Below are 19,132 nucleotides of genomic sequence, written 5' to 3'. Positions count from 1 at the left end.
CGGGGATTTACCGGTTGAGCCGATCGGCCGCCGGGTAATCCGGCCGGTGACGAAAGGAGCGTGCCGTGCCGCGCGGAGAAGGTATCTATGACGAGGAACACGCCGCCGAGCCCAAGGGCGGCCGACCCGGCCCCACCGACGAGGGGCGCGAGGGCGGGATGGCGACCCGCGAGGTCGCGCCCGAGGTGACCACGCCCGAGGACACCGAGGAGAACCCGGAGTAGGCCGTCACTCGGCGTCGCGGCCCTCGCGGCTGCGCCGGTAGGCCGCCCGGCGGAAGTCGGTCAGCCACCCCGGGGTCAGCGAGACGCCCGGTGCCGAGTTCAGCGTCGGATCGAACGACAGGTCCCGATCGGGCGGCATCTCCTCGGAGAGCGTCAACCGCGCGAGCGGGCCGAATGCGCCGCTGCCGGCCGCCTGGTCGATGCTGTACACCAGGTCGCCGCGCGACAGCTGCTCGGTGATGGTGTCCAGCGACAGACCGGACCCGTCGAGTGCGGTGACCAGGGTGGCGCGCAGCCACCACACGCCACCGTCGTAGCGCAGCGGCATGAGGCTCGAGTAGGTGGCGCCCTGCCACTCCAAGGTGGGCAGCAGCAGAAGCCGGTTGACGGCCGTTGTGGCCAGCAGCACGTCCCACGGCCGGCCGTCGACGGTCATCCGCCACGCCAGCCCGGCGATGTCGGGGATCGCACCCGGCAGCCCGACCGCCTTCGACACCCGGCCGGTGACGTCACCGTCCTGGATCGGCAACCCGTGCCCTGGCGGGGCCAGACGTTCGATGCGGCCACGGGCCAGCACCCCGACGGGGTGGAAGAGTTTACGGTGGCGGATCGCGGAGCCGACCTCGACGGGAAGCGCGAGAACCTCGGAGATCTTCACGCCTGGCGGGGTGCCCGCCTCTACCAGGGGGCAAACGGTCCGGCGCTGGTTTAACCGTCGCGATACAGGGCATTAATCCTCGCAGCATTGACCCCGCGACGTCGAGAGGCCGAAGTTGACCACTGCATACACCGGCGAGCAGGACACCGTGGTCGCCGCGGAAGGCGTGTACGCGCCGCAGGAGGATTCGCAGCTGCTCATCGACGTGATGGAGAAGACCGGCCTCGCCGTCGGACGCCGCGTCGGGGATCTGTGCACCGGCAGCGGCGTGGTGGCGGTCAACGCGGCGCTGCAGGGCGCCGCATCGGTCACCGCCTTCGACATCTGCCAGCGCGCGGTGCGCTGCGCTCGCAGCAACGCGCTCGCCGCCGGCGCCGACGTCGACGTTCACCTCGGATCATGGGCGCGCGCAGTGGAATTCGACGCCTTCGACCTGGTGACGTGCAACCCGCCGTACGTGCCGCACGATCCCGACGCCGAGCGTGACCCGGTGCCGTCGAGCGCGGGACCGGCCCGGGCCTGGGACGCCGGCTACGACGGCCGGATGGTGCTCGACCCGCTGTGCGAGGCCGTGCCCGAGCTGCTGGCCCCTGGCGGCAGCCTGCTTCTGGTGCAGTCCGAGTTCGCCGACCCGCGGCGCACGCTGGCCGCCCTGTCGAGCGCCGGGCTGGACGCCGATGTGATTGCCTGGCAGTGGATTCCGTTCGGTCCGGTGCTCACCGCGCGCGCCGAGTGGCTGGAGGAGACCGGCCGGCTCGATGCGGGCCGCCGCGAGGAGGAGCTGCTGGTCATCCGGGCGGACAAACCGTGACCGAGGCCCGCACCGTGCGCGTGGTGCAGGGCGGCCCGATCATGGTGGAGGGCCCGGTGCGCATCGAGATGCCCGACGGCAGTGTGGTCGAGTCCGACCGGTTCATGGTCGCGCTGTGCGCATGCAAGCGCAGTAAGAACTATCCGCTCTGCGATACCAGTCACCGGCGCCGCCGTCGCGGCGACGCCGATGCCTCGACGACCTCAGGTCAGCGGCCGGCGTAGCGAGCTCTCGCCCGCGGTCCAGCTCGCCATCAGATGGTCGGCCAGCCGGTCCTCGACCAGGGCGTGCGCCCGGATCCCGAACACGACGTCGGCGTCGAGCTGCGGTTCCCGCGCCACCAGGTCGCCGACCACGTCGGTGCGCACCACCTGTTCGTGCACGGCGTCGGCCTCGACGTGCTCACGGTAGAACCCGATGCAGGCCTCCGGAGCGCCCATCCGCTCCAGCGCGTCGACCAGCCGGCGGGACCCCGGCGACGAGGTGATCTCCGTGGACGCGAAGTGCCCGACGGCAGCTCCGCGCAGCGCCCGGTGCAGCCCGAACATCGACATCAGGTTCACCGCCGCCAGCGCCTCGGCCGGCACGTCGTCGATGTAGCCGAGGTAGGTGGCGTCGAGATCGGCGGCCGCCATCAGGTCGGCGAACAGCTGCTGGTGCAGGTTCGGACCGCGGCCACCGCCGAACTCGTCGAATTCGACGGCGACGAACGACGCCTTGGCCTGTCCGGTCAGCCGCGGGATGGCGAATGCGTGCGGATCGCCCTCCTTGAGGTGGTACAGCGAGCGGTGCACGAAGTACTCGCGCATCTGCTCCCAGGTGCCCTTGTCGCGCAGGTAGTACGACGGGCCCTCGCCGTCGACCGGCTCGACGGCCAGCGCCGCCATCTCGTCGGCGGCGGTCTCGTCGGGGCCGATCTCGCCCACGTCGCGGCGCACCGCGGACAGGAACGTCTGCTCCATCTGCCCCCGCAGGTGCAGCAGCCCGGCGTTCCACTCCCAGTGCGGGTCGACGCCGGCGAAACCCCGGTAGTGCAGTTCGTAGCAGACGTACAGCGCCAGGTGCAGGTCGATGCCGTAGGGATCGGCGTCGCCCAGCGACGCTTCGATGCGGGACAGGTGGTTGCGCGGCGCGCGCTCGGCGAGCGTGTTCACCACGGCCAGCGAAAGCGGGCCACGGGCGTCGGGCAATGTCGGTTCAACCAGAATGGGCGCGGACGTCACCTCGGTTTGTTACCCCGTGAACTGGTCGCTCAACCGTTCGGGCGCCACGGTTTCGGTGATTCAGAACCGCCAGAGCGCTTCCTGGGTGGTGCTGGCGACCAGCGTGCCGTCCTGGGCGTACAGCGAACCGATGGCCAGCCCGCGGGCGTCGCTGTTGTTGGCCCGCGACACCTCGTAGCGGTGCCAGCCGTGCGGGTCGAACGGCCGGTGGAACCACACCGAGTGGTCCAGCGAGGCCGCCGTGCCCATGCCGGGGACGTCGGGCGCGCCGGCCGGCCGCGCCGCGGGCACCGGCCCGAGGTCGGACATGTAGGTCAGCGTGCAGGCGCGGATCAGTGGATCGTCCTCGATGCGGTCGCGGCAGCGGATCCAGAACGGCGGGACGGCGAACGGCGAGGTGTCGGTGGGGCGGGTGCGGATCTCGAAATGGTCGACCGCCTCCAGGCCCGGCGACTTCGACATCGCCTCGTCGAGGGGAAGGGCGGCCGGGCGCGGCGGATACCAGTCGGCGCCGTCTTCGGGGCGGTGGAACGAGGCGATCATCTCCAGGATCACCGCGCCCTGCTGGACCGCGGTGACGCGGCGGGTGTCGAAGGACCGGCCGTCACGGGTGCGCTCGACCTGCAGTTCGACGTCGATGCCGTACTGGCCGCCGCGCACGAAGTAGCAGTGCAGCGACTGCGGCCGCTTGGCCGAGTCCACCGTCGCGCCGGCCGCGCCGAGGGCCTGCGCGGCGATCAACCCGCCGAACAGGCGGTGCGCCGGACCGCCGGTGACCTGCGGCGCGATGAACGTGTCACCCTCGCGTCGGAAGTCCAGCAGCCGGGCGATCCAGCTGGGCCCGGCGTGGGCTCGGTGGTGACACGGGGAGTCGTCGAGCGCAGTCATCGATGCGAGCCTATCGACCACTTGGTTGGGTGGTCGATCCGGGTGCTCAGCCCCGGCCGTCGGGTTGGTCGTTGTTCTTCTGCGCGCCCCAGCCGTGCACTCGGTCCACCGCGATCAGTGCGCTGACCCGCGGTCGGTTCCGGTCCGGGTACTCCCTGCCCTGATAGTGCCGCGACAGTGCGTCGATGTCGGCGAGGCCGTCGTCGTCGTAGATGTCGGTGACGTGCCCGATGACGGTGACATGGGTGTACCAGTCGGCCTCGTCGATCACGGTCAGCGAGACCCGCGGATCCCTGCGCAGGTGGTTCAGGCGGACCCGGCCGACGTCCATGTTGACCAGCAGGCGGTCGTCGCGCAGGAGGTACCAGGTGGCGGCGGACACCGGGTGTCCGTCCCCGCGGACGGTGCTGATCACGGCCGGATTGGGCTTCGACAACATCTCTCGCGCGCCGTCGGTGAGTGGCGATGACATCCGGACAGGGTGCCCGCCGACGGGTCGATCATGCGCTGTCGGGACGGCGCAAGATCAGCGGGACGGCGTTCTGGGTACTCCTGTGGCATGGAGGCGGGTGATCTGGCGCATCGCCTCGGCGCACTGGCCGTCGAGTTGCAGCACGAAGCGGACGCCGAATCGACGCTGAACTCCATCGTGCGGGGCGCGGTCACCCTCGTGCCGGGCGCCCGCTGGGCGGGGATCTCGTTCATCGACGGCAAACGGGTTGTGCCGCGCGTGCCATCCGATCCCATCGTCGAGAAGCTGGACACCTTGCAGTCCGACCTCGACGACGGTCCCTGTCTGGACTCCTTGCGGGAGCATCGGACGGTGCACATCGCGGACACCGCCACCGAGCAGCGCTGGCCGCGCTTCGGCCGCGCCGCTCTCGAGCACGGAGTCCGCAGCACACTGTCCTTCCAGTTGTTCGTGGTGGGCAGCAACATCGGCGCGCTGAATCTGTATGCCACCGAACCCAAGGCCTTCGACGAGGAGAGCCTCAACGTGGGCCGCATCGTGGCCAGCACGCCTCGGTCGCACTGGCGGCGGTGGCCTCCGAGGCGCAGTTCGACCGAGCGCTGAGCAGCCGGGACGTGATAGGTCAGGCGAAGGGCATGCTGATGGAACGTTTCCACATCACCGGCCTGCAGGCGTTCCAACTGCTCGCGAGCCTCTCCCAAGAACAGAACGTCAAACTCGTGGATCTGTCCCGTCGACTCGTCGACCTCCATGAGGGCGGCGCGGATTCGAACCCGGGATCGGTGAGTGAGGTCAGGTGAGGGGCAATCCGGCCAGAGCTGCAGCGGCGCCCAGGAGTGCGCAGAGTCCGAGGGTGCGCAGCACTGACCATTTCAGGCCGAAGATGGCGAGTGCCGCGACGGTGGCGATGGCCAACGCCAAGGGTCTCCACGTGGTGACGTCGGGTAGCTGCACCTCGACACCCAGATCCGCGGTGAGCGTTTCGGCGAACAATGTGTGGAACGCGAAGTAGACGGCGAGGTTGGCGATGACACCGACGACGGCTGAGGTGATACCGGTGAGCGCTGCGCTCAGGTGGGTGTTGTTGCGCAGCCGTTCGACATACGGGGCGCCGAGGAATACGAACATGAAGCACGGCACGAACGTCACCCAGGTTGTCAGCAGGGCGGCCAGGGTCGCCGCCAGCCACGGATCCACGTTCCCCGGGTTGCGGTAAGCCCCGACGAAGGCGACGAACTGCACCACCATGATCAGCGGTCCGGGTGTGGTCTCGGCCAGTGCCAGTCCGCGCACCATCTCACCGGGCGCCAGCCAGTGGTAGACCTCGACGGCACGCTGTGCCACGTAGGCCAGCACCGCGTACGCGCCACCGAAAGTGACCAGGGCGGTACCGGTGAAGAACATGCCCTGGGTGGTGAGCACGCTGTGCGGCCCCGTCAGCAGCGCCACCGCGAGCATGGGGACCCCCCAGGCCAGCACGCTGACGCTCAGCACCTTGATCGTATGAGCACGCGAGGGTGTGGCTTCGTGCAGTACGTCGTCCCTGATCAGCGGAGCAGATCCGTCCTCGGCGGCGGCCGCGGAGGTGGAGGGGCGGCGCAAAGCACGTGGCGCGTAGCGTCCCAACAGCCACCCGACTGCCGCGGCGACGGCAATGACCACGGGAAACGGGACGGCGAACACGCTGAGCGCGATGAAGGAGAGAAGGGCGATGGCGACGAGCCCCGGGCCGGACAGCGCCTTCTTGCCGACACGCCAGAGCGCGCTGATCACGATGGCCAACACCGCGGGGGCGAGACCGGCGAACAATGCTGAGACGGCGACCGTGTCGCCGAAGGCGACGTAGATGGCCGACAATGCCAGGATCGCCACTGCGCCGGGGAGGACGAACAGGGTGCCGGCGGCGATGCCGCCGCGGGTGCCGTTGAGCAGCCAGCCCGTGTAGATCGCCAGTTGTTGCGCTTCGGGACCGGGAAGCAGCATGCAGTAGTTGAGTGCGTGCAGAAACCGCTTCTGACCGATCCAGCGCTTCTCGTCGACGAGGAAGCGTTGCATCACGGCGATCTGGCCGGCCGGTCCGCCGAAGGTCTGCAGCGAGATCAGAAACCATGCCCGCAGCGCCTCCCGGAAGGGCACCACGTCGGTGCCACCGATCGGGGCCGGTGCCGACGTCGGCTGCTGGTTCGGCCGTGTGTCATCAGCGCGGTTGCTCACGAGGGGGTGGTTCCTTGGGTCACGCTGCGCCGGAAGTACTCATACAGTCCCGCGAAGACGGCGGTGGCGACGGTCAGGGTCTGTTCGTCGCTGCCGGTCATGGACAGCCCGCGCAGGATGACGTCGAGTCCGGGTGCCTCGGGTGCGTCGAAGCGCCCGTCCTCGATGTCGGCTTCGTGCACGATCTGGCCGATCCTCCATAGGACTGGATCGTGAAGTTCGAAGCGACGCAGGATGGTTTCGAAGGTGCAGTCACCACGATGGTGCGACAGTTCCACGCCGCGCATGTCGAACGGTGTCGCGTCGTCGGGGACCGACTCACCGTCGGTGACGAACACGAATTCCGCGTCGGGATCGACGAAGTGGCGGATCAGCCATGCGCAGGCGGCCCGATCGATGTGGATACCGGCACGCGTCGCCCACCTCACAGCACGGCCTCCGCGTCCGCGTCGGAGTTGTCGAGGGCCTCGGCCAAGCTGCGCAGTGCGGTCTCGACGTGCTCTCGTTCTGGTGGGGGAAAGAAGTCGCGCCGCGTGATCGCCCGCAGCTGGCTGCGCAGACGTTTCAGCGCTGCGCGTCGCGCGCGAGCGTCGAGAGACTCGGTCGCACTGACCGCGGCGCTCAGCTCGTTGTATTCGGTCACCCGAGCAGCTGTCATCTGCGATCGCAGTAGTTGCTCCTGGTCGGTTGTGGTGCACCGTGCCACCCAGACACCGGCCTGCCCGTCATGCTCGGCGATCTCGTCGGCCAACCAATCGAACTGTTCCCGTGTCCGGGCGTCCGCCGGCAAGGCGACCACACCGTCGACGATCTGGGCGACGCCCAGTTTCTTCAGCTTGCGCCAGATGGTGATCCGGGGTGTGGACGGCTCCCGCGGCAGGCGGTAATTGAGGAGCACCCACTCGACCGTTGAAGCGCTCGGCGCCTGCGACATGGAACGGATGTAACCACGGTTTCAATCGGGTGTCGAGAGATTGAATCGCGGCCATCGAAAGTGCCGACTGAGCGACGAGAGGCCCCGACCGACTGTCCCGGTCGAGGCCTCTCAGCTGCACCAACACGAGTCGGGGTGGCGGGATTCGAACCCACGACCTCTTCGTCCCGAACGAAGCGCGCTACCAAGCTGCGCCACACCCCGCGTGAAGCGTTGAAAGGGTATCGCACCGGTGCCTCGGAAAGCCAAACGAGGTCACCCACGCCCGGGCGACACGGATCACGTTCGACGCGGGGAAGACGGGAGATGTCGGTGGCGTTGTTCACAATGACGGCAGAGCGCCGCTCGAGTGGGAATGAGGCAGATATGACCGGCTTGGGAGCTTCCATCTACCTGGGGTTCTTCGCGCTGGCGGCCATCTGGTTGTTCCTGACCGCCGACGGGCCACTGTCCGGCGGGCGCGACGATCAGGGCCAGGCGCAGGACCGTTCGAATTCGGCGAGCACCTCGGCCGAGTCGGATGCGTCGATGCCCTGGCTGGTCAGCCACTCATCGCAGAAGTAGGTGTCGGCGTAGCGGTCGCCACTGTCGGCGATCAGCGTCACCACCGATCCGCTGCGCCCCTGCGCGCGCATCTCGGCCAGCAGGCTGAACGCCCCCCACAGATTCGTCCCCGTCGACGGGCCCACCCGCCGCCCCAACACCCGACTGACATGCCGGGCCGCCGCCACCGACGCCGCGTCGGGTACCACGATCATGCGGTCCACCACCTCGGGTAGGAACGACGGTTCCACTCGCGGCCGCCCGATGCCCTCGATCCGCGACGACGCACCGGTCACCACGGCCGGATCGCCCTGGGCGTAGGACGGGAAGAACGCCGAATTCTCCGGATCCACCACACACAACCCGGTCACGTGGCGGCGGTAGCGGATGTAGCGGCCGATCGTCGCGCTGGTACCGCCGGTCCCCGCACCCACCACGATCCACTCCGGGATCGGATGGCGTTCGTCGGCCATCTGCTGGTAGATCGCCTCGGCGATGTTGTTGTTGCCGCGCCAGTCGGTGGCCCGTTCGGCGTTGGTGAACTGATCGAGGTAGTGCCCGCCGGTCTCCCCGGCCAGCCGCTCCGCCTCCGCGTACACCTGCGACGACTCGGCGACGAGATGGCACCGCCCACCCTGGGCTTCGATCAACGCGATCTTCGACGCGCTGGTCGACGACGGCATCACCGCGATGAACGGCAACCCGAGCAGGGCGGCGAAGTACGCCTCGGACACCGCGGTCGACCCGCTGGACGCCTCGATCACTGTGGTGTTCTCACAGATCCAGCCGTTGCACAGCCCGTAGAGGAACAGCGACCGCGCCAACCGGTGCTTGAGACTGCCGGTGATGTGGGTGGATTCGTCCTTGAGGTACAGCGCGACGTCGCTGTGGTCGCACCACGCCGACGGCAGCGGATAGCGCAGCAGGTGGGTGTCGGCGCTGCGGCGGGCGTCGGCCTCGATCAGCCGGACGGCGTTGCCGACCCAGGCGCGGGGCTGACTGCGGACCGCGATCGAGGACCGGTCGGTCACCGTGCCGAGACGGTCGACGGCGACCGGCCCGCCTGCACCCCGGTATCACGTCCACCGGTGGGCGTGGGGATCAGCGTCAGCAGCGTGGCCTCGGGTCGGCAGCAGAACCGCACCGGCGCGAACGGCGACGTGCCGATCCCGGCCGAGACGTGCAGCGCCATGCCCGTACCCCAGCGCGACGCGCCCTTGACCCGGGACCGGTCCAGTTCGCAGTTGGTGACGATCGCGCCGTAGAACGGCAGGCACAGCTGCCCGCCGTGGGTGTGGCCGGCCATCACCAGGTGGTAGTTGTCGGCGGCGAAACGGTCGAGCACCCGGGGTTCCGGCGAATGGGTCAGCCCGAGCGCCAGGTTCGCCGTCGGTGTGGCCGCGCCCGCGATCGTGTCGTAGCGGTCCCGCTTGAGATGCGGGTCGTCGACGCCGGCGACCGCGACGCGCAGACCCGCGACGTCGAACTCCCGGCGGTTGTGCGTCATGTCGAGCCAGCCCCGCTCGGTGAACGCCGCCCGCAGGTCCTGCCACGGCAGCGGCTCACCGTGCACGCGGTGGGTGGGGTTGGTGAGGTAGTTGAGCGGGTTCTTCAACCGCGGCGCGAAGTAGTCGTTGCTGCCGAACACGAACACGCCGGGTACCGACAGCAGGTCGGAGAGCGCCTGCACGACCGCGGGCACCGCGCGCGGATGCGCCAGGTTGTCGCCGGTGTTGACCACCAGATCCGGTTCGAGCCGAGCCAGATCACGCAGCCACGCCTGCTTGCGGCGCTGGCCGGGCCGCATGTGGATGTCGCTGATGTGCAGCACCCGCAGCGGGGACGATCCGGGCGTCAGAACGGGCATCGTCACCTCACGCAACGTGAAGGCGTTGCGTTCGATCACCGACGCGTACCCGACCCCGGCGACCAGCGAGCCCGCGCTCAGCGCGGCGGCATTCTTGAGCAGCGTGGCCGACGACTTCGTCCTCCCTGACAGTGTCGTCGAACGTGACAGTGCAGCGGCCATGCGCCAAAGCCTACTGCCAGTCGTCGGCACACACCGCCTCTCGCGCGTGAACCTGGTGGGCCCGGGACGCCCTACCGTGAGCCGGTCACGGCGGCGGGGGCGGGGGCGGCGGCCCGAGCACCGGCACCGTGATGGGCGGCAGACCGGGGATCTCGACGACCGTCTGCCCGATCGGCGCCGGCGGCCCGCCCGGCAGACTCGGAATGCTGATCGACGGTGGCGGGGGCGGCGGCGGGGCGATGCCGTTGCTCACCTGGATCGTGATGATCGAGCCCGGGATGGTCTGGCCGCTGGGGTTGGTGCCGACCACCGTGCCCGCCCGCGAACCGCTGTTCACCGAGCTGACCTGATCGGCCACCTGGAAACCGGCTTCGCGCAGACGCTGCCGGGCGGCGTCCTGGGTCAGCCCGGACACGCTCGGCACGCGTGAGCCCGGCCCGCCGTCGACGTACTTCGGATCGGTCGGCGGCAGCGCCACCTCGCCGAAGTTCGTGGCGATCGGCTTCATCGCCGCGAACCAGGTGCGGGCGGGTTCGTTGCCGCCGAACAGGTTGCCCGATCCGCACTGCCGCAGGGGGAACGAGCAGAGCTCACCGGGGGTGGGCGAATCGTCGTAGACGTAGTTCGCCGCGGCCAGCTGATTGGTGAAGCCGAGGAACGCCGAGGACCGGTTGGACTCGGTGGTCCCGGTCTTACCGGACATCGGCAGGTCCCAGCCCACCGACCCGGCCGCCCCGGCCGCGGTCCCCGCGCCGGTGTCGTCCTTGCTCATCGCATTGGCCAGGGTGTTGGCCAGGCCCTCGGGCACCACCTGCTCGCAGGTCTCGGTCGTCACCGACACCTCCTCGCCGTGCCGGTCGAGGACCTGGGCGATCGGGTTGGGCGGGCACCAGACGCCGCCGGAGGCCAGCGTCGCCGCCACATTGGACAGCTCGAGCCCGTTGACCTCGAACGGGCCGAGCGTGAACGAGCCGATGTTCTGGCGCTTGATGAAGTCGGCCAGGCTCTCGTTGCTCTCCGGGTCGTAGTCGCGGGCGGTCCCGGGCAGCGCGTAGGAGCGCAGGCCCAGCCGGACCGCCATGTCGACCGCGCGGGGGACACCGACCTGGGAGATCAGCTTGGCGAACGCAGTGTTCGGGGAGGTGGCCAGTGCGTCGGTGACGTTCATGCTGCCGCGGTAGCCGCCCGCATTGCTGACACACCAGGTGGCCGGCGGGCAGCCGGGCCGGTCGCTGCTGCCCAGCCCCTTGGCCTGGAACGAGCCGGGCACCTGCAGCGTGGTGTTGATGCCCATGCCCAGCTCCATCGCCGCGGCGGTGGTGAAGACCTTGAACACCGACCCGGCCCCGTTGCCGGCGAGCGTGAACGGCTGCGGCTGCATCGTCTCGTTGGCGTCCAAGTTGAGGCCGTAGGTGCGGTTGGACGCCATCGCCAGCACCGGGTGGGACTCCTTACCCGGACGGATCACGCTCATCACGCTGGCCACCCCCGGGGTATCGGGGCTGGCGTACTGGTCGACCGCGGACTTCACCGGCGCCTGCACGTCGGGGTCGAGCGTGGTGCGGATCAGGTAGCCGCCCTTGGCGACCTGCTCCTTACTGATACCGGCGCGGGCCAGGTACTCCAGCGCGTAGTCGCAGAAGAACGCGCGGTCCCCGGCGGCGATGCAGCCGCGGGGCAGCTCATTGGGCACCGGCAGCACGCCGAGGGGCTGGTCCTTGGCGGCGCGCAGCGCCTCGGCCTCGTTGGGCAGGTTCTCGATCATCGTGTCGAGCACCAGGTTGCGGCGGGCCAGGGCACCGTCGGGGTTGGTGTACGGATTCAGCGCGCTGGTGGACTGCACCAGGCCGGCCAGCAGCGCGGCCTGCTGCCAGTTCAGCTCGGAGGCGTTGATCCCGAAGTACGTCTGCGCCGCATCCTGGATGCCGAACGCCCCGTTGCCGAACGACACCAGGTTGAGGTAGCGGGTGAGGATCTCGGGTTTGGTGAGCGTCTTGTCGAGCGTGAGCGCCATCCGGATCTCGCGCAGTTTGCGTGCCGGGGTGGTCTCGATCGCCGCCCGCTTCTCGGCGTCGGTCTGCGCGACCACCAGTAGCTGATAGTTCTTCACGTACTGCTGTTCGAGCGTGGACCCGCCGCGGGTGTCGGTGTCCCCGCGCAGGTAGCCGGTCAGACCCGTCAGCGTGCCCTGCCAGTCGACACCGTTGTGTTCGGCAAACCGCTTGTCCTCGATAGAGACGATCGCCAGTTTCATCGTGTTGGCGATCTGTTCGCTCGACACCTCGAACCGGCGCTGGGAGTACAGCCAGGCGATCGTGTTGCCCTTGGCGTCGACCATCGTCGACACCTGCGGGATCTCGCCTTCGACCAGCGCGGCCGAGCCGTTGGCAACGACATCGGAGGCGCGGTTGGACACCAGGCCGATGCCGCCGACGACGGGGAACATCAGGGCAGCGGCCAGCACACTGGCCAGCAAGCAGCACCAGGCCAACTTGATGACCGTGACGGCCTTCGGGGGACGCTGCGGCATGCGTACAGAGTAACGACGCCCGGGGACGGTGCCGCCGGAGCAGCGCGATTCGCATTGTCAACGCGACGCGCCAATACGCCTGAAGTCTAAGAAGTTGACCAGACGGCACGGTCGTCCCAAAAAAGTCGCGACCAAACTGTTGCGTAAAAGGCCGCTGACCACCTAGCTTGGACACACAGTGCGACCCAGGACACACAATCTGGCGCAATGTGGCGTAGATCGCATCAGCGTTCTACACCGGAGGACTCGCCGCCGTTCGGCGGCTGGAACGAAGGGATCGCTGGTGTCAAGTACACGGCCCGCGGTGCGTAACGCCTCAATGACCATTCCCTCCCCGACCGCCGCCCCCAGCGCCCAGGCAGAAGCCCGGATCGCCTGGGTGTCCCAGGCCCGCTGCCGCCAGGCCGACCCGGACGAGCTGTTCGTCCGCGGCGCCGCGCAGCGCAAAGCCGCGGTCATCTGCCGGCACTGTCCGGTGATCCTCGAATGCGGCGCCGACGCCCTCGACAACCGGGTCGAGTTCGGTGTGTGGGGCGGTATGACCGAACGGCAGCGTCGCGCGCTGCTCAAGCAGCACCCCGAGGTTGTTTCCTGGGCCGAGTTCTTCTCCGCTCAGCGCAAACACCGCAGCGCCGTCTAGGCGCATCCGCTCCCGGCTTCCCTACCGTCGCCTCAGGCGGCGTCGGTGGCTCCCGTGATCTGATCGGCGATCACCCGCAGCGCATCGAGATCGGACACATCGAACGGCAGCGACGGCACCCCGACGATCGCCACATGCGGGTTCGCACCGGTAAAACGCGACAGCAGCCGCACCTCGCGTTTGGCGGTCTGCGCCCGGTCGGCGTGGATCTGCAGCACCGCCGCCGTCAGCGACTCCGGATCCTTCTCGGCCAGGGTCTCGGCGGCTTCGGCGGCCTTGTCGGCATGCAGTGAGCACATGGTCGGGTGGGTGCGGTTGAGGATCAGCCCGGCCAGCGGCATCTTCTCCGACGAGAGCCGGTCGACGAAGAACGACGCCTCCCGCAGGGCATCGGGTTCGGCCGCCGACACCACCACGAATTGGGTACCGCGCCGCTTGAGCAGCGCATACGTGCGGTCGGCCTTCTCGCGGAAGCCGCCGAACGTCGTATCGAGCATCTGCACGAAACCCGCTGCGTCCGAGAGCATCTGAGAACCGAGGATCGTCGACATCGCCTTCATCGCCAACCCGACCGCGCCGGTGACGAGCTTGCCGATACCGCGGCCGGGCGCCAGCAGCATCCGCCAGAGCCGGCTGTCCATGAAGCTGCCCAGCCGCTTCGGGGCGTCGAGGAAGTCCAGCGCGTTGCGCGACGGCGGGGTGTCGACCACGACGAGATCCCACTTGTCCTCGGCGAGCAACTGGCCGAGCTTCTCCATGGCCATGTACTCCTGCGTGCCGGCCAGCGAGGTCGCGACGGTCTGATAGAACTGGTTGTCCAGGATCGCTTCTCCGCGTTCGGGTCCCGAGTACTGGATCACCATCTCGTCGAACGTGCGGCGCATGTCGAGCATCATCGCGTGCAGCTCGCCGGGGACCTCCGGCGCCAGCGGCACCCGCTGCGGGGTGTTACCGAGGTCCTTGATGCCGAGCGCCTGGGCCAGCCGCTTGGCCGGGTCGATGGTCAACACCACCACGGTGCGGCCGTACTCCGCGGCCCGCAGTGCCATCGCCGCGGCCGTCGTCGTCTTGCCGACACCGCCGGCGCCGCAGCACACCACCACCCGGTTGGCGGTGTCGCGCAGGATCGCGCCCATGTCCAGAGTGGTCGGGGTGGTGCTCATCGTGCGCCTCCTACGGTGCTCATCTCTCCGTTCATCGCACGCCTTGCTGCGCCAGGGCCTCGGCCAGCTCGTACAGGCTGCCGAGGTCCACACCCTCGGCCAGCGCCGGAAGTTCCAGCCGAGGCACCTCGAGCTGCTCGAGCTGTTCGGCGGTCTCAGCGCGCGCGGACAGCCGGGTGGCGTGCTGGATGGTCTCGGTCATCAGTCCGGCGAAGTCCGCATCGCTCAGCGTCACCCCGGTGTCGGCCAGGCCCGCGCGCACCGCGTCGGCGTCGACGTCGCCCTCGGCGGCCTTCGCCAGATCCTCCGGCGACAGGTAGGCCGGGATGTTGCGGTTGACGATGACGCTGCCGATCGGCAGGCCGAGGTCCTTGAGCTCGTCGATGGCCTCCAGCGTCTCCTGCATCGGCAGCGCCTCGAGCAGCGTGACCAGGTGGATGGCGGTCAGGTCCGAGTGCAGCACCTTGACCACGCTCTCGGCCTGGGAGTGCACCGGTCCGCCCTTGGCCAGGTCCGACACCGCCTTGGTGACGTCGAGGAAGCGGGCGATCCGGCCGGTGGGAGGTGAGTCGACGACGATCGCGTCGTACACCGGCTGCTTACCCTTCTCCGCGCGGGTGACGACCTCGCGGATCTTGCCGGTGAGCAGCACGTCGCGCAGCCCGGGCGCGATCGTGGTCGCGAACTCGACGGCGCCGATGCGGCGCATGGCGCGGCCGGCCAGACCCAGGTTGTAGAACATGTCGAGGTACTCGAGGAACGCGGCCTCGGTGTCGATGGCCAGCGCGTTGACCTGTCCGCCGCCCTCGGCGGTGGCGATCTTGACCTCTTTGTAGGGCAGCGGCGGCACGTCGAACAGCTGCGCGATGCCCTGGCGGCCCTCCACCTCGACGAGCAACACCCGCCGTCCGCCTGCCGCCAATGCCAGCGCCAGCGCTGCGGCGATCGTGGTCTTGCCGGTACCGCCCTTGCCGGTGACGAAGTGCAGTCGGGCCGTGCTCAGTCGCGACGGCCAGCCGACGGGCCTACCGTCATTGGTAGTTGTTGCCACACCTGCATGCTAGCTGTGCGTCTTGATGCGGCCGTGCGGCCCGATAAGCTCGGCTCATGAGCGAACCGACCCGGTGGGAGTACGCCACCGTCCCGTTGCTGACGCACGCCACCAAACAGATCCTCGATCAGTGGGGTGCCGACGGATGGGAGCTGGTCTCGGTGCTGCCCGGGCCGACCGGTGAGCAGCACGTCGCCTACCTCAAGCGCCCGAAGTGACCGCAACCGCCTCGGCCCGGCTGGCCGAACTCGGCATCCAGCTGCCCGACGTGGTGGCGCCGCTGGCGGCGTACGTGCCCGCCGTGCGCACGGGCAACCTCGTCTACACGGCGGGGCAGCTGCCGATCCGCTCGGGTGAGCTGGCGCGGACCGGCAAGGTGGGCGCCGACGTCGATCCCGGCGACGCCAAGGAGCTGGCGCGGCTGTGCGGGCTCAACGCGCTGGCCGCGGTGAACGCCCTGGTCGGCATCGACGCGGTGACCCGGGTGGTCAAGGTGGTCGGGTTCGTCGCCTCGGCGCCCGGGTTCGACGGTCAGCCCGGCGTGATCAACGGGGCCTCGGAGTTGTTCGGCGAGGTGTTCGGCGACGCCGGCGCGCACGCCCGCTCGGCGGTCGGGGTCTCGGAACTGCCGCGCAACGCGCCGGTGGAGGTCGAGATCATCGTCGAGGTCGGTTAGTCCGATGGCCGCGCCGCTCGAGCATCCGGCCTACGGAGCGCTGCGGCCGGTCACCGATACCGCCTCGGTGCTGCTGTGCCACAACCCGGGGTTGATGACCCTGGACGGAACCAACACCTGGGTGCTGCGCGGGCCGGGCAGCGACGAGTACGTCATCGTCGATCCGGGGCCCGACGACGACGAGCACATCGCGCGCATCGCCGGACTCGGCCGCATCGCCTTGGTGCTCATCAGCCACAAACACGAGGACCACACCGGCGGCATCGACAAGCTCGTCGAACGCACCGGGGCGGTGGTCCGATCGGTGGGCAGCGGGTTCCTGCGCGGGCTGGGTGGTCCGCTCAGCGACGGTGAGGTGATCGACGCGGCGGGACTGCGCATCACGGTGCTGGCCACCCCCGGCCACACCGCCGACTCGCTGTCGTTCCTGCTCGACGATGCGGTGCTGACCGCCGATACCGTGCTGGGCCGCGGCACCACCGTGATCGATGACGACGACGGCAGCCTGCGCGACTACCTCGACTCGCTACGGCGGCTGCAGGGTCTGGGCGGCCGGACGGTGCTGCCCGGCCACGGCCCCGACCTCGACGATCTGCAGGCGGTCACCGCGATGTACCTCTCACACCGCGAGGAGCGGCTCGATCAGGTGCGGGCGGCGCTGCGGGAACTCGGCGAGGACGTCTCGGCGCGCCGGGTGGTCGAACACGTCTACACCGACGTCGACGAGAAATTGTGGGACGCCGCCGAGAAGTCGGTGCAGGCGCAGCTGGACTACCTCCGCTCCTGAGCGATTCGGGTGCACGATTCGGGTGCACTTGGTCGCGCCCGGCGCGACCAACCACACCGAAATCGCTACCTCGCTCGGCGGGCCAGCCGCTCGGAGTCGCTGATCAGTACGCTCTTGCCCTCCAGGCGGATCCAGCCGCGGTGGGCGAAGTCGGCGAGCGCCTTGTTCACGGTCTCGCGCGATGCCCCGACCAGCTGGGCGATCTCTTCCTGCGTGAGGTCGTGGGTGACCCGCAGCGCGCCGCCCTCCTGGGTGCCGAAGCGCTGCGCGAGCTGCAGCAGCTGCTTGGCCACGCGCCCGGGCACGTCGGTGAAGATCAGGTCGGCCAGGTTGTTGTTGGTGCGGCGCAGACGACGGGCCAGCACGCGCAGCAGCTGTTCGGCGATCTCGGGGCGGTCGGCGATCCAGGCCTTGAGCGCTTCGCGGTCCATCGACACGGCGCGCACCTCGGTGATGGTGGTGGCGCTCGACGTTCGGGGGCCGGGGTCGAAGATCGACAGCTCGCCGAACATGTCCGACGGGCCCATGATCGTCAGCAGGTTCTCGCGACCGTCCGGCGAGCGCCGGCCGATCTTCACCTTGCCGGAGATGATGATGTACAGCCGGTCGCCCGGCTCCCCCTCGGCGAACACGGTGTGCCCGCGCGGGAAGTCGACGGGCTGTAGCTGCTTGGTCAGCGCGGAGACGGCGCTGGGTTCGACTCCCTGGAAGATTCCGGCCCTGGCCAGGATCTCGTCCACGTTGCCCCTCTTAAGCTCTCGGGTGAATTGACATGCGAAGCCGACCTCTTACCGGTAAGCCTGTTCAGTCTAGAGGTACCCGGTCACGCAACGTGCCAACGCTACACAGGATCGGGATGCCGAGTCGCGTGAAACTGCGTATTCGGCTGGTGCGGGATGTAGATGTGCGTCGGCAGCGGGGTGTCGGCGGCGCGGGTGGGCAGCGCCTCCACCGGGTCGAACCGGTCGTGCAGCGGGCGGTGCCCGGCGCCGCTGGCGACGGGTGTCTTCTCGCGGACGGCCCGGGCGCCGGACCGCTCGAGGAAGTCGTCGACATCGGAGGTCGACACGGTGTCGCGTGAGAGGCCGGCCTCGAGTCGCTCGAGCGCGAACGTCGCCAGCATCAGCAACCCGGGTATGAACCCCACGAGCAACCAGGACACAAGGCTGAAGTAAACACGCCGGAAGTCTCAAGGCGATCACGATTCGCCACCGGTCTCGAGGCACTCTGACCACGGGTGATGTCGGTGCCCTTGGCTACGCTGGCTGTCGTGACCACAGGTGCTTCCCCCGCCCGCCGACCGGCCGGCGCCACCCGCCAGGCGGCAGGCGCCACGGCCGCGCGCGCGAAGAAGTGGGACAGCGAAACGCCGCTGGGGCTGGTGCGCCGGGCGCGGCGGATGAACCGCGCGCTGAGCGTGGCCTTCCCGCACGTGTACTGCGAGCTGGACTTCACCAACCCGCTCGAACTGACCGTCGCAACCATCCTGTCCGCGCAGAGCACCGACAAGCGGGTCAACCTCACCACCCCGCCGCTGTTCCAGATGTACCGCACCGCAAGGGATTACGCTCAGGCCGACCGGACGGAGCTCGAGGAACTGATCCGCCCCACCGGCTTCTACCGCAACAAGACCAGCTCGCTGATCCGGCTCGGCCAGGAACTGGTGGAGCGGTTCGACGGGCGGGTGCCCGACAACATCGACGACCTGGTGACGCTGCCGGGGGTGGGGCGCAAGACCGCCAACGTCATCCTCGGCAATGCCTTCGACATCCCCGGCATCACCGTCGACACCCATTTCGGACGGCTGGCGCGGCGGTGGCGCTGGACCGCCGAGGAGGATCCGGTCAAAGTCGAGCACGCCGTCGGCAAGCTGATCGACCGCAGCGAGTGGACGCTGCTCAGTCACCGGGTGATCTTCCACGGCCGGCGGGTGTGCCACGCCCGCAAGCCGGCATGCGGCGTCTGCGTGCTGGCCAAGGACTGTCCGTCCTTCGGCCTCGGCCCTACCGACCGGGAAGCCGCCGCTGCGCTGGTGAAGGGGCCGGAGACCGAGCACCTGCTGGCGCTGGCCGGGTTGTAACCGGCCCCCGTCCCGATGAGCACCACCACCCGCTGGACCGTCGCTGTGCTGACCGTCGTGGTCGCACTGATCGTCGCGCTGTCCCTGCAACTGACCGAGGATCCCGCGCCGTCGGCGCCCAGCGGCCGCGATCCGGCACCGGCCCGCGACCATCGCGACGCCGACACCCCCGAGGCCCTGGCCGGCCCGCGCGCCGAGGCCGGGCTGCC

Annotated in this window: 24 protein-coding genes, 1 tRNA gene and 1 pseudogene; 11 read left to right on the top strand and 15 right to left on the bottom strand. The window is 69.2% G+C overall.

Features of this window, described 5'->3' with window-relative positions; all coding sequences use genetic code 11:
* The first annotated feature begins 65 nt into the window (after positions 1–65).
* Positions 66–224 carry a hypothetical protein gene (locus E4P42_RS27100; RefSeq protein WP_167759596.1) on the top strand — a complete coding sequence of 53 codons (159 nt, stop codon included), beginning with the start codon at positions 66–68 and terminating at the stop codon, positions 222–224.
* Positions 225–228: 4 nt separating this feature from the next.
* On the opposite strand, the gene E4P42_RS23145 is transcribed toward E4P42_RS27100, so the two are convergent.
* Complete coding sequence (locus tag E4P42_RS23145) at positions 229–882, bottom strand: phosphodiesterase (RefSeq protein WP_167759595.1); 654 nt, start codon at positions 880–882, stop codon at positions 229–231.
* Between the two features lie 115 nt (positions 883–997).
* On the opposite strand from E4P42_RS23145, the gene E4P42_RS23140 reads away from it, so the two are divergent.
* Together E4P42_RS23140 and E4P42_RS23135 are read left to right on the top strand one after the other, a co-directional pair.
* The gene (locus E4P42_RS23140) at positions 998–1,693 is read left to right on the top strand and encodes a HemK2/MTQ2 family protein methyltransferase (RefSeq protein ID WP_135128451.1); all 696 of its coding nucleotides are present in this window, start codon (positions 998–1,000) and stop codon (positions 1,691–1,693) included.
* Complete coding sequence (locus tag E4P42_RS23135; protein ID WP_245234184.1) at positions 1,690–1,917, top strand: CDGSH iron-sulfur domain-containing protein; 228 nt, start codon at positions 1,690–1,692, stop codon at positions 1,915–1,917. Before E4P42_RS23140 ends, E4P42_RS23135 begins: the two co-directional genes overlap by 4 nt.
* Here the strand turns inward: E4P42_RS23135 and E4P42_RS23130 are convergent.
* Genes E4P42_RS23130 through E4P42_RS23120 form a run of 3 tightly spaced genes read right to left on the bottom strand, consistent with a single transcriptional unit; the run spans position 1,897 to position 4,276 of the window.
* Positions 1,897–2,916, bottom strand: a complete 1,020-nt coding sequence (locus tag E4P42_RS23130) for an iron-containing redox enzyme family protein (protein ID WP_135128449.1) — start codon at positions 2,914–2,916, stop codon at positions 1,897–1,899. The two genes, E4P42_RS23135 and E4P42_RS23130, sit on opposite strands and share 21 nt — an antisense overlap.
* Positions 2,917–2,976: 60 nt before the next feature.
* Positions 2,977–3,804: an acyl-CoA thioesterase II gene (locus E4P42_RS23125; protein WP_135128448.1), complete on the bottom strand. Its 828-nt coding sequence runs from the start codon at positions 3,802–3,804 to the stop codon at positions 2,977–2,979.
* 46 nt (positions 3,805–3,850) lie between these two features.
* A complete protein-coding gene (locus E4P42_RS23120) occupies positions 3,851–4,276 on the bottom strand; it encodes a PPOX class F420-dependent oxidoreductase (protein WP_135128446.1) in 426 nt (141 codons plus the stop codon).
* Between the two features lie 87 nt (positions 4,277–4,363).
* Here E4P42_RS23120 and E4P42_RS23115 point away from each other — a divergent pair, with 87 nt between their 5' ends.
* Both E4P42_RS23115 and E4P42_RS27500 read left to right on the top strand, forming a co-directional pair.
* A complete protein-coding gene (locus tag E4P42_RS23115; protein ID WP_245234183.1) occupies positions 4,364–4,879 on the top strand; it encodes a GAF domain-containing protein in 516 nt (171 codons plus the stop codon).
* Positions 4,846–5,076 (top strand): ANTAR domain-containing protein, encoded by a 231-nt coding sequence (locus E4P42_RS27500; RefSeq protein ID WP_245234182.1) that lies wholly within the window; start codon positions 4,846–4,848, stop codon positions 5,074–5,076. Before E4P42_RS23115 ends, E4P42_RS27500 begins: the two co-directional genes overlap by 34 nt.
* Here E4P42_RS27500 and chrA read toward each other — a convergent pair.
* The 7 genes from chrA to ponA2 form a co-directional block, all read right to left on the bottom strand.
* Complete coding sequence (gene chrA / locus E4P42_RS23110; protein ID WP_371287075.1) at positions 5,069–6,490, bottom strand: chromate efflux transporter; 1,422 nt, start codon at positions 6,488–6,490, stop codon at positions 5,069–5,071. The genes E4P42_RS27500 and chrA overlap by 8 nt on opposite strands.
* Positions 6,487–6,918 carry a chromate resistance protein ChrB domain-containing protein gene (locus E4P42_RS23105; RefSeq protein WP_135128444.1) on the bottom strand — a complete coding sequence of 144 codons (432 nt, stop codon included), beginning with the start codon at positions 6,916–6,918 and terminating at the stop codon, positions 6,487–6,489. Before E4P42_RS23105 ends, chrA begins: the two co-directional genes overlap by 4 nt.
* On the bottom strand, positions 6,915–7,424 hold the full coding sequence (locus tag E4P42_RS23100; RefSeq protein ID WP_135128442.1) for a Chromate resistance protein ChrB: 510 nt from the start codon (positions 7,422–7,424) through the stop codon (positions 6,915–6,917). Before E4P42_RS23100 ends, E4P42_RS23105 begins: the two co-directional genes overlap by 4 nt.
* Before the next feature lie 130 nt (positions 7,425–7,554).
* Positions 7,555–7,628, bottom strand: a tRNA-Pro gene (locus E4P42_RS23095).
* A 263-nt stretch (positions 7,629–7,891) separates the two neighbouring features.
* Positions 7,892–8,998, bottom strand: coding sequence for a PLP-dependent cysteine synthase family protein (locus tag E4P42_RS23090; RefSeq protein WP_135128440.1), 1,107 nt, complete (start codon positions 8,996–8,998; stop codon positions 7,892–7,894).
* Positions 8,995–9,996, bottom strand: coding sequence for a metallophosphoesterase (locus E4P42_RS23085; protein ID WP_135128438.1), 1,002 nt, complete (start codon positions 9,994–9,996; stop codon positions 8,995–8,997). Before E4P42_RS23085 ends, E4P42_RS23090 begins: the two co-directional genes overlap by 4 nt.
* Before the next feature lie 85 nt (positions 9,997–10,081).
* Positions 10,082–12,526 carry a transglycosylase/D,D-transpeptidase PonA2 gene (gene ponA2, locus E4P42_RS23080; RefSeq protein WP_167759594.1) on the bottom strand — a complete coding sequence of 815 codons (2,445 nt, stop codon included), beginning with the start codon at positions 12,524–12,526 and terminating at the stop codon, positions 10,082–10,084.
* Positions 12,527–12,809: 283 nt separating this feature from the next.
* Here ponA2 and E4P42_RS23075 point away from each other — a divergent pair, with 283 nt between their 5' ends.
* The gene (locus E4P42_RS23075) at positions 12,810–13,166 is read left to right on the top strand and encodes a WhiB family transcriptional regulator (RefSeq protein ID WP_135128436.1); all 357 of its coding nucleotides are present in this window, start codon (positions 12,810–12,812) and stop codon (positions 13,164–13,166) included.
* A 32-nt stretch (positions 13,167–13,198) separates the two neighbouring features.
* Here the strand turns inward: E4P42_RS23075 and E4P42_RS23070 are convergent, their stop codons facing one another.
* Both E4P42_RS23070 and E4P42_RS23065 read right to left on the bottom strand, forming a co-directional pair.
* Positions 13,199–14,329 (bottom strand): ArsA family ATPase, encoded by a 1,131-nt coding sequence (locus E4P42_RS23070; RefSeq protein WP_135128434.1) that lies wholly within the window; start codon positions 14,327–14,329, stop codon positions 13,199–13,201.
* Positions 14,330–14,360: 31 nt separating this feature from the next.
* Positions 14,361–15,380 carry an ArsA-related P-loop ATPase gene (locus E4P42_RS23065; protein WP_135128432.1) on the bottom strand — a complete coding sequence of 340 codons (1,020 nt, stop codon included), beginning with the start codon at positions 15,378–15,380 and terminating at the stop codon, positions 14,361–14,363.
* A gap of 56 nt (positions 15,381–15,436) precedes the next feature.
* On the opposite strand from E4P42_RS23065, the gene E4P42_RS23060 reads away from it, so the two are divergent.
* Genes E4P42_RS23060 through E4P42_RS23050 form a run of 3 tightly spaced genes read left to right on the top strand, consistent with a single transcriptional unit; the run spans position 15,437 to position 16,843 of the window.
* A complete protein-coding gene (locus E4P42_RS23060) occupies positions 15,437–15,598 on the top strand; it encodes a DUF4177 domain-containing protein (RefSeq protein ID WP_109762369.1) in 162 nt (53 codons plus the stop codon).
* Positions 15,595–16,056 carry a RidA family protein gene (locus E4P42_RS23055; RefSeq protein WP_135128431.1) on the top strand — a complete coding sequence of 154 codons (462 nt, stop codon included), beginning with the start codon at positions 15,595–15,597 and terminating at the stop codon, positions 16,054–16,056. Before E4P42_RS23060 ends, E4P42_RS23055 begins: the two co-directional genes overlap by 4 nt.
* A gap of 4 nt (positions 16,057–16,060) precedes the next feature.
* Entirely contained in the window at positions 16,061–16,843 is a 783-nt protein-coding gene (locus tag E4P42_RS23050) for an MBL fold metallo-hydrolase (RefSeq protein ID WP_135128430.1), read from the top strand.
* A gap of 65 nt (positions 16,844–16,908) precedes the next feature.
* On the opposite strand, the gene crp is transcribed toward E4P42_RS23050, so the two are convergent.
* On the bottom strand, positions 16,909–17,583 hold the full coding sequence (crp, locus tag E4P42_RS23045) for a cAMP-activated global transcriptional regulator CRP (protein WP_135128429.1): 675 nt from the start codon (positions 17,581–17,583) through the stop codon (positions 16,909–16,911).
* Between the two features lie 101 nt (positions 17,584–17,684).
* The gene (locus E4P42_RS23040) at positions 17,685–17,990 is read right to left on the bottom strand and encodes a hypothetical protein (protein ID WP_371287074.1); all 306 of its coding nucleotides are present in this window, start codon (positions 17,988–17,990) and stop codon (positions 17,685–17,687) included.
* 252 nt (positions 17,991–18,242) lie between these two features.
* On the opposite strand from E4P42_RS23040, the gene nth reads away from it, so the two are divergent.
* Both nth and E4P42_RS23030 read left to right on the top strand, forming a co-directional pair.
* A complete protein-coding gene (nth, locus tag E4P42_RS23035) occupies positions 18,243–18,923 on the top strand; it encodes an endonuclease III (protein WP_167759598.1) in 681 nt (226 codons plus the stop codon).
* Positions 18,924–18,938: 15 nt separating this feature from the next.
* Positions 18,939–19,132: pseudogene (locus tag E4P42_RS23030) on the top strand (TlpA family protein disulfide reductase); the annotation flags it as partial.

The sequence above is a fragment of the Mycobacterium sp. PS03-16 genome, from assembly GCF_004570325.1.
In the GTDB taxonomy this organism is placed as follows: domain Bacteria; phylum Actinomycetota; class Actinomycetes; order Mycobacteriales; family Mycobacteriaceae; genus Mycobacterium.
The sequence above is the reverse complement of the archived record's forward strand: the minus strand, read 5'-3'. Positions and strand labels throughout refer to the sequence as shown.

Coding starts and splice junctions, on each gene's coding strand:
- E4P42_RS23100 (WP_135128442.1), bottom strand. CDS start 7,424: ATGTCGCAGGCGCCGAGCGCTTCAACGGTCGAGTGGGTGCTCCTCAAT.
- E4P42_RS23050 (WP_135128430.1), top strand. CDS start 16,061: ATGGCCGCGCCGCTCGAGCATCCGGCCTACGGAGCGCTGCGGCCGGTC.
- E4P42_RS23125 (WP_135128448.1), bottom strand. CDS start 3,804: ATGACTGCGCTCGACGACTCCCCGTGTCACCACCGAGCCCACGCCGGG.
- E4P42_RS23115 (WP_245234183.1), top strand. CDS start 4,364: ATGGAGGCGGGTGATCTGGCGCATCGCCTCGGCGCACTGGCCGTCGAG.
- nth (WP_167759598.1), top strand. CDS start 18,243: ATGAACCGCGCGCTGAGCGTGGCCTTCCCGCACGTGTACTGCGAGCTG.
- E4P42_RS23120 (WP_135128446.1), bottom strand. CDS start 4,276: ATGTCATCGCCACTCACCGACGGCGCGCGAGAGATGTTGTCGAAGCCC.
- E4P42_RS23060 (WP_109762369.1), top strand. CDS start 15,437: ATGAGCGAACCGACCCGGTGGGAGTACGCCACCGTCCCGTTGCTGACG.
- E4P42_RS23070 (WP_135128434.1), bottom strand. CDS start 14,329: ATGAGCACCACCCCGACCACTCTGGACATGGGCGCGATCCTGCGCGAC.
- E4P42_RS23085 (WP_135128438.1), bottom strand. CDS start 9,996: ATGGCCGCTGCACTGTCACGTTCGACGACACTGTCAGGGAGGACGAAG.
- ponA2 (WP_167759594.1), bottom strand. CDS start 12,526: ATGCCGCAGCGTCCCCCGAAGGCCGTCACGGTCATCAAGTTGGCCTGG.